Annotated in this window: 12 protein-coding genes and 1 riboswitch; of the genes, 8 read left to right on the top strand and 4 right to left on the bottom strand. The window is 36.2% G+C overall.

The features are described 5' to 3' along the window. The first annotated feature begins 29 nt into the window (after positions 1 to 29). The gene (locus tag A37Q_RS0112680) at positions 30 to 1,343 is read left to right on the top strand and encodes a CitMHS family transporter (protein WP_018300659.1); all 1,314 of its coding nucleotides are present in this window, start codon (positions 30 to 32) and stop codon (positions 1,341 to 1,343) included. A 37-nt stretch (positions 1,344 to 1,380) separates the two neighbouring features. Then, positions 1,381 to 2,520: an esterase/lipase family protein gene (locus tag A37Q_RS0112675; protein WP_018300658.1), complete on the top strand. Its 1,140-nt coding sequence runs from the start codon at positions 1,381 to 1,383 to the stop codon at positions 2,518 to 2,520. Positions 2,521 to 2,572: 52 nt separating this feature from the next. On the opposite strand, the gene A37Q_RS0112670 is transcribed toward A37Q_RS0112675, so the two are convergent. From A37Q_RS0112670 to A37Q_RS0112655, 4 genes are all read right to left on the bottom strand, one after another. Beyond that, on the bottom strand, positions 2,573 to 3,571 hold the full coding sequence (locus tag A37Q_RS0112670) for a 5-oxoprolinase subunit C family protein (protein WP_018300657.1): 999 nt from the start codon (positions 3,569 to 3,571) through the stop codon (positions 2,573 to 2,575). Between the two features lie 2 nt (positions 3,572 to 3,573). After that, complete coding sequence (pxpB, locus tag A37Q_RS0112665) at positions 3,574 to 4,284, bottom strand: 5-oxoprolinase subunit PxpB (RefSeq protein WP_018300656.1); 711 nt, start codon at positions 4,282 to 4,284, stop codon at positions 3,574 to 3,576. 32 nt (positions 4,285 to 4,316) lie between these two features. Further along, complete coding sequence (locus A37Q_RS0112660) at positions 4,317 to 5,534, bottom strand: NRAMP family divalent metal transporter (protein WP_018300655.1); 1,218 nt, start codon at positions 5,532 to 5,534, stop codon at positions 4,317 to 4,319. 111 nt (positions 5,535 to 5,645) lie between these two features. Beyond that, entirely contained in the window at positions 5,646 to 6,404 is a 759-nt protein-coding gene (locus A37Q_RS0112655) for a LamB/YcsF family protein (RefSeq protein ID WP_018300654.1), read from the bottom strand. Between the two features lie 352 nt (positions 6,405 to 6,756). Continuing rightward, positions 6,757 to 6,869, top strand: a riboswitch (TPP riboswitch). A 54-nt stretch (positions 6,870 to 6,923) separates the two neighbouring features. Between A37Q_RS0112655 and thiC the strand changes: the two genes are divergently transcribed. From thiC to dnaN, 6 genes are all read left to right on the top strand, one after another. Next, positions 6,924 to 8,774 carry a phosphomethylpyrimidine synthase ThiC gene (thiC, locus tag A37Q_RS0112650; protein ID WP_018300653.1) on the top strand — a complete coding sequence of 617 codons (1,851 nt, stop codon included), beginning with the start codon at positions 6,924 to 6,926 and terminating at the stop codon, positions 8,772 to 8,774. Position 8,775: 1 nt separating this feature from the next. Beyond that, positions 8,776 to 9,813 (top strand): FAD-dependent oxidoreductase, encoded by a 1,038-nt coding sequence (locus A37Q_RS0112645; RefSeq protein WP_018300652.1) that lies wholly within the window; start codon positions 8,776 to 8,778, stop codon positions 9,811 to 9,813. Continuing rightward, a complete protein-coding gene (gene thiS / locus A37Q_RS0112640) occupies positions 9,810 to 10,013 on the top strand; it encodes a sulfur carrier protein ThiS (RefSeq protein WP_018300651.1) in 204 nt (67 codons plus the stop codon). Before A37Q_RS0112645 ends, thiS begins: the two co-directional genes overlap by 4 nt. 7 nt (positions 10,014 to 10,020) lie before the next feature. Continuing rightward, complete coding sequence (locus A37Q_RS0112635) at positions 10,021 to 10,809, top strand: thiazole synthase (RefSeq protein WP_018300650.1); 789 nt, start codon at positions 10,021 to 10,023, stop codon at positions 10,807 to 10,809. Between the two features lie 618 nt (positions 10,810 to 11,427). Continuing rightward, positions 11,428 to 12,954: a chromosomal replication initiator protein DnaA gene (gene dnaA / locus A37Q_RS0112625; protein ID WP_018300648.1), complete on the top strand. Its 1,527-nt coding sequence runs from the start codon at positions 11,428 to 11,430 to the stop codon at positions 12,952 to 12,954. A gap of 27 nt (positions 12,955 to 12,981) precedes the next feature. Continuing rightward, a complete protein-coding gene (gene dnaN, locus A37Q_RS0112620) occupies positions 12,982 to 14,091 on the top strand; it encodes a DNA polymerase III subunit beta (RefSeq protein ID WP_018300647.1) in 1,110 nt (369 codons plus the stop codon). Positions 14,092 to 14,135 lie beyond the last annotated feature (44 nt).

Below are 14,135 nucleotides of genomic sequence, written 5' to 3'. Positions count from 1 at the left end.
CATCTAATTTTACTCAAAAAGGGAGAAATATGCTAAGTGTTATAGGTCTTTTTACAGTATTAGCTGTTGTTATTTTATTGTTAACTAACCGAGTTCTTCCAATTGTTGCACTGATACTTATTCCAATTATTGGCGCACTCTTTGCTGGCTTTGGAGGTACTGATATTGGCGAGTTTTTCCGATCTGGTCTTATAAAAGTTATGCCTACCGCTACGATGTTTGTTTTTGCTATTTTATATTTTGGTATTATGCAAGATGCAGGATTATTTAATCCATTAATAAAATATGTTGTTAAACTTTCAAGTGGTAGTGTTATCGCGATTGCAATTGGCACTGTTATTATTGCTGCTATTGCACACCTTGATGGTTCAGGCGCCTCAACCTTTTTGATCACTATTCCAGCGCTATTGCCTATCTATAGGCAATTAAAAATGAGTCCTTATCTGCTTGTACTATTAGTTGGTGCCAGTGCAAGCATTATGAATATGGTTCCTTGGGGAGGACCATTAGGCAGAGCTGCAAGTGTCATTGGTGCCGATCCAACACTACTATGGCACCCACTGATCCCACTTCAAATTACTGCTTTGATTGTGCTCATCCTCCTTGCCTTTATGCTTGGTAAGCGAGAAAAAAAACGTATTCTAACAGGTTATAACATAGATAAAGGCTTTATTGGGAAGAGCTTCTTAGATGATGATTCAAATAAAACTAATACATTTCATCACACCTCCAGCCGTTTAATGCTCTGGCTGAATTTTATGCTTACGATTCTGCTGATTGCTTTTTTAGTCACCGGAGTATTCCCAACAGAATTAACGTTCATGATTGCACTTAGTATTGCGCTCCCTCTTAATTTTAACAGCGTGCAAAAACAAATGGATAGAATTAAAGCACACGCACCTGGTGCACTTATCATGGCATCTATTATTCTAGCCGCCGGTGTATTTTTAGGTATTCTACAGGGTACTGGAATGTTAAAAGCACTGGCAGCGAGTATTGTAAGCATTTTACCGGCAAGTATTATTCCGCACTTACACATCATCATAGGTTTTTTTGGTGCGCCATTTGAGCTCTTATTAAACACTGATGCATATTACTTCGCCCTTTTACCTATCGTTGAACAAATCACCTCTCACTATGGTGTAGCACCTGAATCTACCGCTTATGCTATGCTTATAGGTAATATTATTGGAACTTTCATCAGTCCTTTTTCCCCTGCACTTTGGTTAGCACTTGGTCTTGCTGGAATAGAAATGGGAAAATATATTAAATACGCCTTTTTTTGGATATGGGGACTTAGCATAACTCTGCTTGGCATTTCATATTTACTCGGTATATTTTAAGTTTAAACTAGACTTGATACAATAAGGTTATCTATCGATGATTTATCTGAATAAACTAAAGCAAGCTTTTCACTTTTTGCTGCTTATAAGTGTTTTTATTTCAGCAACAGCGTATGGCAATAGTGTTATCTCCCTTTATCAATATAATCCCAATCAAAAACAATTTATCATCGTTTCAAATCCAAGCTCCCTAGATGTAAAAGGCAAACATCTTGCTCTCACCATACATGGTTTCCAAGACTCCCCTCAAGCCTTTAATACCCTTGCAGAGCACCTTTTAAGCAAATATGCATGCAATCAACTTAAAACCTCGCCTTGTTATGATATGGTGTTAGGTATTGACTATCCATCAGATGGTACTATCTTGCAAACCATTGGTATGCAAATGTCATCGCTAATACAGCCGCTTTTAAAACAAGCCACTTCAACTGATATCTATGCTCACAGTATGGGGGTTCTTATTGCACGGTATGAGCTTGAAAACCCAAATTTGTCTGAAAATATAGCACCATATATTCAACATGCCATTTTGATTGGTGGGCCGAATAATGGCATTCCATTTTATGTAAGAAATGATGTTCCAGATTGGCTTAAGCCTATTTGGAATAATCTTATTTCGGATGACATTATTAAAAGTATTGTTGGAGCATACAATCAGCAAATAATTCAAATGCTTTCCTATGGCGTTATTCCACAAGTGAGTGATAGTGCTGTACCCAAAGATAGTGATTATGTAGATCCGTTCTTATATAAATTAAACAGCGAGCCAAAAGATGCACCTTATGCAAGTAAGTTAAAATACTACTCCATTGCAAGTAATTTAAATCATACTGAGGATTCAGGAGCACTTTGGGCAAATGCAATTTATAGTTGCTATGCTCCTGCTGTAAATGTACTTTCATCTTTTGCGAATATTGTGTCTTGTGTTAATAGTTGCCGAAACCCACAAAATCAGCAAAATAAGGACTGTCGAAATACACCAAATGATGGGCTTATTGCGGTTTACTCAGCCAATAGCTATATACTTGCTTATAAAAGTGTATTTTGGAAAACCTATTACAATAACCCTAAAACACCTTCTAATGTTGTCATTAATAATGTGCCACATGCCAATCTACCACAGAGCGCTTTAGTGATATCACAAATCAATAAGTGGATGGATCAAAAAACTTGGTAAATTAGTGGTACGGGTCCTGCTGTTACTAGATATCTCATAAAGGCTACCGCTTTTAAATAAATTTTAAAGACTGTTTCAATAGCTTAAAGTTAGATATTTCCTGAATATAACTTTTCTCTGCATCTTCTATGTTTATCAGAACAAACTGAACAAAACTATGTGGCTTTAGCTGAACAAACTTCCCTATATCCGCAAAAATAACACTCGCTATTTTAGGATAACCTCCTACGGTTTGTCTATCAGCTAAAAGTACAATGGGTTGGCCATCATTTGGTATTTGAATGGAGCCTAGTGCAATTGGCTCTGAAATAAGTTCTTTGTTTGCATCGCGTTTTTTAATCATCTCTCCCTCTAAGCGATAACCCATTCGATCTGACTTTGAAGACACCTGATACTTATTTGAGAAAAATCGCTTCTTTGCATCCTCATCAAACCAATCAAATTGTGATCCCTTAGTAACACGTATAATCTCAATGTTTTGAGGATAGTAAAAAAAGCTTCTTGCAACAGACCATTTGCTATAAGCGAATCCCTTTGCTTGAATCATCTCTTTTAAAGAATTAAAGCCAGCTTTATCTGTTTGTGTTGCCTGTATATTCAAATAGTCATCTACTTTAAGCGCTCTTCCCAAAAAACCGCCAGCTTCAGCACGAAGATAGGTACTTTTACTACCTAATACCTTTTTAATCTCAAAACCGCCTCTTATCGCTAAATAACCATATACCCCTGATTGAAAGGCACCAATATCAAGCGTTGCACCTTTTTCAATATAAATTAATCTTCCCTGTGGAGCTTTAATATCATTGATTTTTATCTCAGCCTTAGCACCTGTAAGCGCAATAAAACAATCTTTTTCAAAGACTAACTTTGGTCCAAGCAAACATAGCTCAAGTACCCCCTCATTTTCATCATTACCAACAATAATATTGCTTAACCGAGCACTCGATGGATCCATGGCTCCGCCTTGTATTACGCCATATTGCTGATAACCCTCTCGCCCTAAATCCTGAATTGTTGTTAATGCACCTGATCTTTTAACATAAATACCCATTTTTATTTCCCTATTAATGCATTAAACTCATTTTTATCTATTGGAATAAAGCGCACAGTATCCCCCATTTGAATCAGCGTTGGTGGTGTTTTTTCAAAATCATATAATGTAAGTGGTGTTTTGCCAATAATCTGCCACCCACCAGGACTGGATAATGAATAGATACCAGTTTGTTTGCCAGCAATCGCCACTGAGCCTTTGGGTATTTGGGTTCTGGGTGTTTTTTTCCTTGGCATTTCAAGACTTTCATCTAAGCCACCTAAAAATGGAAAGCCCGGTGAGAAGCCTAACATATATGTATAGTATTCCTGTTCACTATGACGTTTTATAACTTCATTAATACTCATGGATTTTGCTTGAGACACCTCATTTAAATCAAGCGCAAACTCTTCATCGTAGCAAACTGGCACTTCAATTATTTTGCCTTTGTTTTCCTTAGTTTTAATTTCAATTTGATCTAAAATATGCTCAATTTTATTGTACAAATAAGCATAAGCTGAAAGCGATTTTGCATGCTTTTTAACAGCAAAAACATCATATTGAATGCTCACCGTGCTAAATGCCGGTGTAATACTTCTAATACCTTCTATCGGATTATTTTTGAGGTATTGATACACTGCCTGTACTTTGGTATTGCCCTCTTTTGATATCTCATCAGCCAACTGAATCAAAAGGCTTTGATCCGACAGACTACAAATTGAAAACTCTCTCATTTTATTTTCTCTATTATTCAATCAACACAAAACTAAAATAGGCTTCCACTTAAATTGCCAATAACCGCAATACTCATATAAGCCATCACAATCACAACCAAAAGACCTGTTACTGTTAACCAAACAGGGTGTCGATAGTGTGACCTTATTGATTTTTTATACACTGCTAACAACATGACAAATAGCGTTAAAGGTAAAATCATACCATTAACAGCACCAGCTAGTATCAACACTGTTACAGGCTTACCGATCGATGCAAAAATCAAGGTTGAGATGACAATAAAAGCAATGATTAATGTGTTTTTATAGCGCTCGCACCATGGATGAAAGGTTTGTACAAATGAGGTAGATGTATATGCAGCGCCGATAACCGAAGAAATAGAAGCAGCCCATAGCACAAAACCAAAAAACTTATATCCAATCGCTCCTGCAGCATACGAAAAAACAGAGCCCGCTGGATCCGAGGGATTTAAATTAACGCCTTGAGAGATGACACCAAGCGCCGCTAAAAACAATAAAACACGTATGACTGAAGCAATGCTAATTGCTGAAATAGCACTTTTATTAATGACTTTTATTGCACTTTTCCCCTTTACACCAACATCTAATAATCGGTGTCCTCCAGCGTAGGTAATATATCCACCAACCGTACCGCCAACAAGTGTTACAATCGCCATAAAACTAATTGATTCAGGTAAAACAACCGCTTTTAATGCAGATACAACAGGGGGAGATGATTGATAAGCAACATAAAGCATCAAAAGAATTAATATTGTTCCTAATACTAGGATAAAATAATCCATAAGCTTGGATGCATCTTTACTAACAAAAATAAAAACGGCAATAATTGCACTAATCAGGGCACCGACAACAATCGGGATTTGTGGAAATAAAATATGTATACCAAGTCCAGCTCCAGCAATATTTCCGATGTTAAAAACAAAACCACCTAGCACAATTAATGCTGATATAACATATCCTAAACCGGGCACAACCATATTTGCAATATCTTGTGCCCGCCTTTCTGTCACTGCAATGATGCGCCAGATATTCAGCTGAACAATAATATCAATAATAATCGACATCGCGATAACAAAAGCCAAAGAAGCTTGAAGCTTTTGGGTAAATACCGTGGTTTGTGTTAAAAATCCAGGCCCAATTGCTGAGGTTGCCATTAAAAAGGCAGCGCCAATTAAACTTCTAATTTTTGACTTTTTGTCACTTGCTCGATCTAGTACTAACTCACTCATATCCCCTCCAGCTTTAACTTTCTTATATTTCAGCCATAAAACCTTATTTATAAAGCAAATATTACTTGCTTATCTTAGAACACTTAGCTTACAAATAACCAAGTTGAATCATTAACTAATTGCTGCAATTTCAATCGATGATTGCAGTAGTGATTGATTCAGCGCTTGAACAAACTCAAGCGCATGAGCACCGTCCCCATGAATGCAAACGGTATCTGCTTTTATCTCTATTTCTTTTCCAGTTACTGTCATTACTTTTGATTGCTGAATCATTGATAATACTTGTGATACAGCTTTTTCATCGGACTCAACAAAACAGTTTTTTTGTGAACGTGGTGTGAGCGTTCCATCTTCCTGATAGGTGCGATCAGCAAAAACTTCATTGGCAACTTTTAATCCAAGTGCATTTCCAGCTTTAGCCAATTCACTACCGCTTAAGGCAAATAAGGTTAGATTAGGATCAAAGTCATATACTGCATTAGCAATGCCTGTTGCAATTTTACTATCTACAGCAGCCATATTATATAAAGCACCATGAGGTTTAACATGAGAAAGTTTTGTTTTTTTTGCCATGACAAAACCAAAAAGTGCACCAATCTGATAAAGCGTAAAATCATAGGCTTCTTTTTCAGTAATTGCCATTTTTCTTCGACCAAACCCTAATAAATCAGGTAATCCGGGATGAGCGCCTATGTTTAAATTGTACTTAATTGCCTTATCTAATGTTTGATGCATAATATGTGGATCTCCCGCATGAAAACCACAAGCAATATTAATTGAGCTTATTTTAGACATAATCTCATCTTCATTAACATCAATACGATACACACCAAAATGCTCTCCCATATCACAATTTAAATCTATTTTCATATCTCTCCTGTCTTCTAAAAAGTTCACTCATAGAATAGATCCAGCTTTGCAAAGATCACTGACACTATATACCACCCGCAAAATGATTCGCGAGTGGTATACATTCAATATTGACTATACAACCTGTTATTTACTTTGAGATTTAATGTCAAAAATGGTTATCTGCTTCTGTGTATACAACACAGAAAACAATCTAAAAACTGATATTAAAAGTTTCAATATCCACACCACCTCAACCTACAAAAATATCATTTATGTAGATTTATTGCAAAAGAAAACAAGCTTTTCGATTTTCTATTTCCGATCAGCCTATTTTTACGCTATTATGTGCTGGAAGTAAATTGTAAGAGTTTACTTGCAACAGGGGTGCCGCTAACACTTATAATGTGATACGGCTGAGAGCGAAAGCAACCCTTTGTACCTGATCTAGTTAATACTAGCGTAGGAAGTTGTCATTTATCACAAAAACTGTTTTTTGCCTTCTTCTTGCGTGTAACATAATCAAATGAGGATTTATTTATGTCACAAGCGCCAAAAGAGAATATTGAACTCTCTTCTGAGTTACAAACACCCTACCAAGCTTCTGAAAAAATCTACCATCAACAAGATGACATGCAGATTCCTTTTCGCCATATCAAACAAACGCAAACTTATACAGAGCAAGGTTACATCAATAATCCTGCTATTGCTGTATATGATACATCGGGACCTTATACTGATGAAAACTATCAGCATGATTTAACTTCAGGCTTACCAAAGCTTAGAAACCGCTGGATTAAAAATAATGATGATATTATAGAGCTTGATGGTTTTAGTGCGCATTATACACAGTCACAACAAGGTAAAAAATTTCCAAAGCGTACAAACCCACTAAAGGCAAAAGAAGATCACAATATCACGCAAATGCATTATGCTAAAAAAGGAATCATCACAAAAGAGATGATTTATGTTGCAGAGCGTGAAAACATCAAAAAAGCCAATCAACATTTAAACGACCCTGTTTTACTGAAACAACATGCTGGAAATAGTTTTGGTGCAAATATTCCTCAAATCATTACACCAGAGTTTGTTCGTGATGAAATTGCCAGTGGTCGTGCGATTATTCCAAGTAATATTAATCATCCAGAAATGGAACCGATGATTATTGGTCGCAATTTCTCTGTTAAAATCAATGCCAATATTGGTACATCAGCAGTGAGCTCATCGATTGCAGAGGAAGTTGAGAAAATGGTTATTGCCACAAGATGGGGGGCTGATACGGTAATGGATTTATCAACCGGTAAGCATATTCATCAAACGCGTGAATGGATTATTCGAAATGCTCCAGTTCCAATTGGCACTGTTCCTATTTATCAAGCTTTGGAAAAAGTCGATGGTCGCGCTGAAAAGCTCTCTTGGGAAGTCTATAGAGATACATTAATAGAACAAGCAGAGCAAGGCGTCAGCTATTTTACCATTCATGCAGGGGTGTTATTAAAGTACATTCACCTTACTGCCAATAGGCTCACAGGCATCGTCTCTCGTGGTGGCTCGATTATTGCCAAATGGTGTATCGCTCATCATAAAGAGAGCTTCTTATATACGCATTTTGATGAGATTTGTGAGATTATGAAAGCCTATGATGTTTCTTTTTCATTAGGAGATGGCTTGAGACCGGGTTCCATATTAGATGCAAATGATAAAGCACAATTTGCAGAGCTTGAAACCTTAGGCGAGTTGACAAAAAGAGCATGGGAGCACGATGTTCAGGTAATGATTGAAGGCCCAGGACATGTTCCGATGCAAATGATCAAAGAGAATATGGATAAAGAGCTTCATGATTGTTTTGAAGCTCCTTTTTACACATTAGGTCCACTTGTAACCGATACAGCGCCTGGCTATGATCATATCACTTCAGCCATTGGTGCCGCTCAAATTGGTTGGTATGGGACTTCTATGCTTTGCTATGTTACACCTAAAGAGCACTTAGGGCTTCCTGATAAAGAAGATGTCCGCGAAGGGATTGTCACTTATAAGCTAGCAGCTCATGCAGCCGATTTAGCAAAAGGGTTTCCAGGTGCACAAATCCGTGACAATGCTCTGTCAAAAGCACGTTTTGAGTTTCGTTGGCAAGATCAATTTAACTTAAGCTTAGATCCACAAAAAGCACAGGAGTTTCACGATCAAACCTTGCCAAAAGAAGGTCATAAACTTGCACACTTTTGCTCGATGTGTGGCCCTAAGTTTTGCTCTATGAAAATCACTCAAGAGGTACGTGAATATGCTGATAAAAACGCACTGTCAGTTGATCAAGCCTTAAGTACTGGTATGCAGGAGAAAAGTCACGACTTTATTCAAAAGGGCAGCGAGATTTATCATAGCGAGCCATAACATGAAAATCGCAATTATTGGCAGTGGTCTTGTTGGTAGAGTAATGGGATTGACGCTACTAACTGAGATCAACAATATCTCATTAGATTTTTATGAAAAATCGAATGATTTTAATGGTAACACAAGTTGTGGCCATGCCGCAGCAGGCATGGTTGCCCCAATCTGTGAGCTAATAGAGAATAATATTGATCTGTATCATCTAGGTCAAAAAAGCATTCCTATCTGGTCGTGTTTCAATCAATTATTGCAAGAAAAGATTTTTTCTTTATCTAAAACATGGGTTTTGGCACACCAATATGACAAAAATGAGTTTAATGCGTTTAAACAAAAGATCTATGGGTTTGATATTAATCACACGCTTCTAAAAGAAAAGGAGCTTTGTCGTGAAGAAATTGATAAAAATGCCTTTAACTATAACCTTTTAAATCACTATATTGAAGTCGATGGTGAAGGATATGTTGATACCGATTTATTCTTTAAACAAAGCTGCGATTTTTTTGCCATGGCAAAAGAAAAAGTGAGAATTTACACCAATCGAGATATTTGCTCCGCAGAAATTAATACATTAAAACAACAATATGATTGGGTTATCGATACTCGAGGAATGGGCGCGAAGGAAAATCTACCTAATCTTTATGGTATCAGGGGAGAAGCACTTTTGATTCATGCACCAAATGTTCATATACAAAATGTTATAAGACTTTGCCATCCACGTTATCCACTTTATATCGTGCCAAGAAAAAATCATCATTATTATATTGGGGCAAGCATTATCCAAAATGATGACTATTCTGATATTTCGCTCAAAAGCATGATGGATCTTTTAAGTGCTTTAAGTGTTATTTCTCATCAATTCTTAGAAGCGCGTGTTGTTAAAACATATGCTCAGGTGAGACCAACTTTTAACACCGGTATGCCTAAAAGTATAATTCATGATAATATAATTTCTATCAATGGATTTTACCGCCATGGATATTTACTATCCCCCGTTTTATGTAAACAAGTGATAACCAATCATATACTGGAGAAAACAATATGATCGAAGTGACCATTAATGGTGAAAAGACCAATTTAGATGACAATACCACCATCACACAATATCTTGATAACTTAAATATTCAGCTTGGTTATGCCGCAATTGCTGTTAACCAAGATATTATCTCTAAGCATAAATATCATGAATATCAATTAAAAGAAGGGGATATTATTGAAATTTTAACACCAATGCAAGGAGGTTAATATTCAAATGGGGATAGATATTTATGGCAGTTTACTTAGAAGTCGAATGATTTTAGGTACAGCCCTTTATCCAACGATGGAGCTTATGTTACAAGCAATAGAAGCTTCAAAAGTTGATATGGTTACGGTATCGTTAAAGCGTGAGTTAAATGCTGGGAAGAATAATTTTTTTTGGGATGCTATTAAATCACATCAACTTAAAGTTCTACCAAATACTGCAGGCTGTCGTAATGCTGATGAAGCTATTACGATTGCAAGAGCAGCAAGGGAGATCTTTAATACAAATTTGATTAAGCTTGAAGTGATTGGTGATGATTATACTTTACAGCCTGATAGTTTAGAGCTACTAAAAGCCACTGAAACGCTTTTAAAAGAGGGGTTTCAAGTGTTGCCTTATTGCAACGATGATTTAATTATCTGTAAGAAACTAATCACCTTGGGTTGTAGGGTTATTATGCCCTATGCTTCTTACATTGGAAGTGGTCAAGGCATCGTCAATCCGCAAGCATTGGCATTACTGGTTAATCGCTTTTCTGATACAAGCATTATTGTTGATGCTGGTATTGGCACCCCATCAGATGCTGTTAAAGCGATGGAAATAGGGGTAGATGGGATTATTTTAAATAGCGCGGTCGCTTTGTCAGATGATCCACAAAAAATGGCTGAGGCGTTTTCTTTGGCCATTATATCAGGTCGCCTTGCTTATGAAGCAAAACGAATGCCAAAAAGAGACTTTGCAAAATCAAGTACTCCATTACAAGATACTCCATTTTGGCATCAACCATTTCAAGCATAACCAATACTCCCTCTGAACAATCCTACCCAAACAAAGCTCTTTTGTTGAATCTCTCTAACAAACACAGGTTTTATCCACATTACTTTATCATTCATCGTTATCTTATGGATAAATTATACAGGATTTTTTGAGAAATAATTTTTCCCTGTTTAATTTATATTTTATACACACATATCTTTTAAAAGGAGTGAAGTTTATAAAGATAAAGAAATTTATTTTTTCTTGATATTTTTGTTATTAGTTTGCGTTATCCTGTGGGTAAATAATAAGAAAAACTTATGAAATAAAGGTTTCAGATGTGTATAAGTTTGTGAGTTAAGATGTGTATAACTTGTGGAATATCTGTGGATAAGTATGAGAAAATAAATTGAAATTTTTATTCACATTTTTATTAACATACTTGTGAACAAGGTTGTAAACAAAGTTATCAACAACTAAATTAACATAGTGTCCACATAGTTATACACATAGTTATCCACAGATTTACTATCAGGGTCATTGCATGTTGAAAAACCCCTGATATAATCAGTCAGCATATGGTTAAACTTGATCTTGAGAATCGTGATAAATGTCCGCAAAGTCGCGTAACTACTTGATTTTTAGAGGGAAATGAGAGAGATGAATTTTTGGCAGCAATGTTTAGATCATTTAAGAAGCATCGTTTCAGAACAAGAGTTTCGTATTTGGATTTCACCTTTAAAAGTTAGTGATCAAGGAAGTTTATTCACAGTCTATGCCCCCAATCAATATTTTTTGGGGTGGATAAAATCAAAGTATAGACACAAAATTGTGGATACTCTTAAAAAAGTGAAAAAAAATGACAATTTAATTGTGGATTTTTCCATATCCAATGAGTTAAGTATTAATACAGATAAATTATCTGTGGATAATTTAAACAAGGAATCAAAATCAACACCGATTTCATTGTCAACGGTTGGTCCACAAACAGATTTATTCACACAAACCGCATCGCGTAATAAAATAGTATCCACAGCACAGCAACAATCTTCAAATGATTATCAGGATGTTCAAGAAGTTGAAATGGATCTTATTGGGATGTCGAATGAGCTTCATGGTTTTGATGAGGCGCTTGCTTTACCAAAGGGAAGAAAAAATGTTGATTTTGGCTCTCCTTTAAAGAAAGAGTATAGTTTTGATAATTTTGTAGTTGGAAAAGCCAATGAAGTTGCAAGAGCTGCGGCTATGCAAGTATCTGTCAATCCAGGGTTGGCGTATAATCCGCTTTTTATCTACGGAGGAAGTGGATTAGGGAAAACACATTTAATGCATGCTATTGGTAATTATGTGCTCCATAATACGCCAAATGCAAAGGTGCTCTATGTTACCTCTGAGCGATTTGTTAAAGATTATGTTGATGCAGTAAGATTGCATTCAGGTGATGAATTTCAAAATTTTTATCGCTCTGTTGATGTTCTTTTGGTTGATGATATTCAATTTATAGCAGGAAAGTCAGGCTCACAAGAGGAGTTTTTCCATACCTTTAACACGCTACTTGAAAATGGTAAACAGGTTGTTTTATCTTGTGATAAATATCCCAAAGAAATTCCTAAATTAGAGGAACGCTTGGTATCACGTTTTGGCTATGGTTTAACTGTTACAATAGATATTCCTGATTTAGAAACAAGAAGCGCTATTTTATTACATAAATCAACACAATTTGGCAGGCCAATCGATCAAAATGTGGCGCTTTTTATGGCAAAACATATTCGTTCAAATGTCAGAGAGTTGGAAGGTGCGCTTCGTCGGGTTTTAAACTACGCACAGTTTAATAAGAAATCAATCGATGAGAAGCTTGCTTATGAGTGTTTGAAAGATGTGATTTCAATACAAGAAAAAATTGTGAAAATAGATAATATTCAGCGAGTTGTTGCTGATTATTATAAAATAAAAATTACAGATTTATTATCAAAACAAAAAAGCCGCGATGTTGCAAGACCAAGACAAGTTGCCATGGCGTTGGCAAAAGAGTTTACCAATCACTCATTGCCTGAAATTGGTGGATTTTTTGGTGGTAGAGATCATACTACAGTGCTACATGCTGTGAGAACAATTAAGAAGTTAGTTGCTAGTAATGTTGATCTTAAGGATGATTATCAGACCTTATCGCGCAAGCTTGCACACTAAATTTAAGAAAGTTAAGAGAAAATAAAAATGTTTAAGTGTACTTTTTCTAAAGAAAACATCCTAAAGCCTTTACACTCAGCTGTGGCGATTGCTGATAAGAAGCACACAATGCCGATTTTAAGCTTTATCTTATTTGAAATAGTTGATAATGCGCTTGTGATCAAAGCATCAGATCTAGATACCGAAATTGTGGCAAAAGTTGAGCTAAATGCTGCCTCTGAAGGGGGAAAAATTACACTGCCTGCAAGAAAGTTGATGGATATTATTAGAAATATGCCTGATGGCGCAGTAATTGAAATTTCTCAAGAGAGTGAGACAAGGGCGCTTGTTCGTTCGAATTTAAGCAAATTTAGTTTAGCAACACAAACACCTAGTGCCTTTCCTGCTATGAAGGAAGATAGCGCGAAATCAATGTTTAAAGTGCCGTTATTATCCTTAACTCAGGTGATTAAGCGTGTACAATTTGCCATGGCAAATAATGATGTGAGATATTTTCTAAATGGCATGCTATGGGAAGTGCAAGGTGAAACATTCAGAGCCATTGCAACAGATGGCCACAGAATGGCAAGCTCTGAGCTAACAATAGAGGATACTTATTTAGACTCAGTTCAAATGATTGTGCCAAGAAAAGCGATCTCTGAGCTGCAGAAAATCATTTCAGCCCAAGAGGATGTAGAAGCTGAAATCCAAATTGGTAAAAATTACTTCAAATTGGTATTACCAAACTATCAATTTACCTCCAAATTAATCGATGGGCGCTACCCTGATTATACGCGTGTTATACCACAAAATAACAATCGTGTTCTAATTGCAAATCGTTTGGAAATGAAACTAGCCCTTATGCGAACTTCAATTTTATCAAATGAAAAATACCGCGGAGTTAGATTGAATTTGGATCATAATAAGCTTGTTTTTTCAGCTAACAATCCTGAGCACGAAGAAGCACAAGACCAAATTGAAGTGCAGTATAACGATCAAGCAATGGAAATTGGTTTTAATGTAGGGTATCTTCTTGATAGCATGAGTGTATTGGATTCAGAGAAGGTTGATCTATACTTTGATACGCCAGCGATGAGTTTGTTGATTAAGGATGACACAACAAAAAGTCAATATGTTGTCAGTCCTATTCGTCTTTAATTGCTTATTTAGTGATAAAAAGTCATTTAGTAATAGGTTTTTTT

Origin of the sequence: Fangia hongkongensis FSC776 = DSM 21703 (assembly GCF_000379445.1) — a bacterium.
In the GTDB taxonomy this organism is placed as follows: Bacteria; Pseudomonadota; Gammaproteobacteria; order Francisellales; family Francisellaceae; genus Fangia; species Fangia hongkongensis.
The sequence above is the reverse complement of the archived record's forward strand: the minus strand, read 5'-3'. Positions and strand labels throughout refer to the sequence as shown.

Bases quoted from the DNA above. Each gene is read 5' to 3' on its own strand.
- A37Q_RS0112655 (WP_018300654.1), bottom strand. From the start codon at position 6,404: ATGAAAATAGATTTAAATTGTGATATGGGAGAGCATTTTGGTGTGTAT.
- A37Q_RS0112680 (WP_018300659.1), top strand. From the start codon at position 30: ATGCTAAGTGTTATAGGTCTTTTTACAGTATTAGCTGTTGTTATTTTA.
- A37Q_RS0112675 (WP_018300658.1), top strand. From the start codon at position 1,381: ATGATTTATCTGAATAAACTAAAGCAAGCTTTTCACTTTTTGCTGCTT.
- dnaN (WP_018300647.1), top strand. From the start codon at position 12,982: ATGTTTAAGTGTACTTTTTCTAAAGAAAACATCCTAAAGCCTTTACAC.
- A37Q_RS0112660 (WP_018300655.1), bottom strand. From the start codon at position 5,534: ATGAGTGAGTTAGTACTAGATCGAGCAAGTGACAAAAAGTCAAAAATT.
- thiS (WP_018300651.1), top strand. From the start codon at position 9,810: ATGATCGAAGTGACCATTAATGGTGAAAAGACCAATTTAGATGACAAT.
- dnaA (WP_018300648.1), top strand. From the start codon at position 11,428: ATGAATTTTTGGCAGCAATGTTTAGATCATTTAAGAAGCATCGTTTCA.
- thiC (WP_018300653.1), top strand. From the start codon at position 6,924: ATGTCACAAGCGCCAAAAGAGAATATTGAACTCTCTTCTGAGTTACAA.
- A37Q_RS0112670 (WP_018300657.1), bottom strand. From the start codon at position 3,571: ATGGGTATTTATGTTAAAAGATCAGGTGCATTAACAACAATTCAGGAT.
- A37Q_RS0112635 (WP_018300650.1), top strand. From the start codon at position 10,021: ATGGGGATAGATATTTATGGCAGTTTACTTAGAAGTCGAATGATTTTA.
- A37Q_RS0112645 (WP_018300652.1), top strand. From the start codon at position 8,776: ATGAAAATCGCAATTATTGGCAGTGGTCTTGTTGGTAGAGTAATGGGA.
- pxpB (WP_018300656.1), bottom strand. From the start codon at position 4,284: ATGAGAGAGTTTTCAATTTGTAGTCTGTCGGATCAAAGCCTTTTGATT.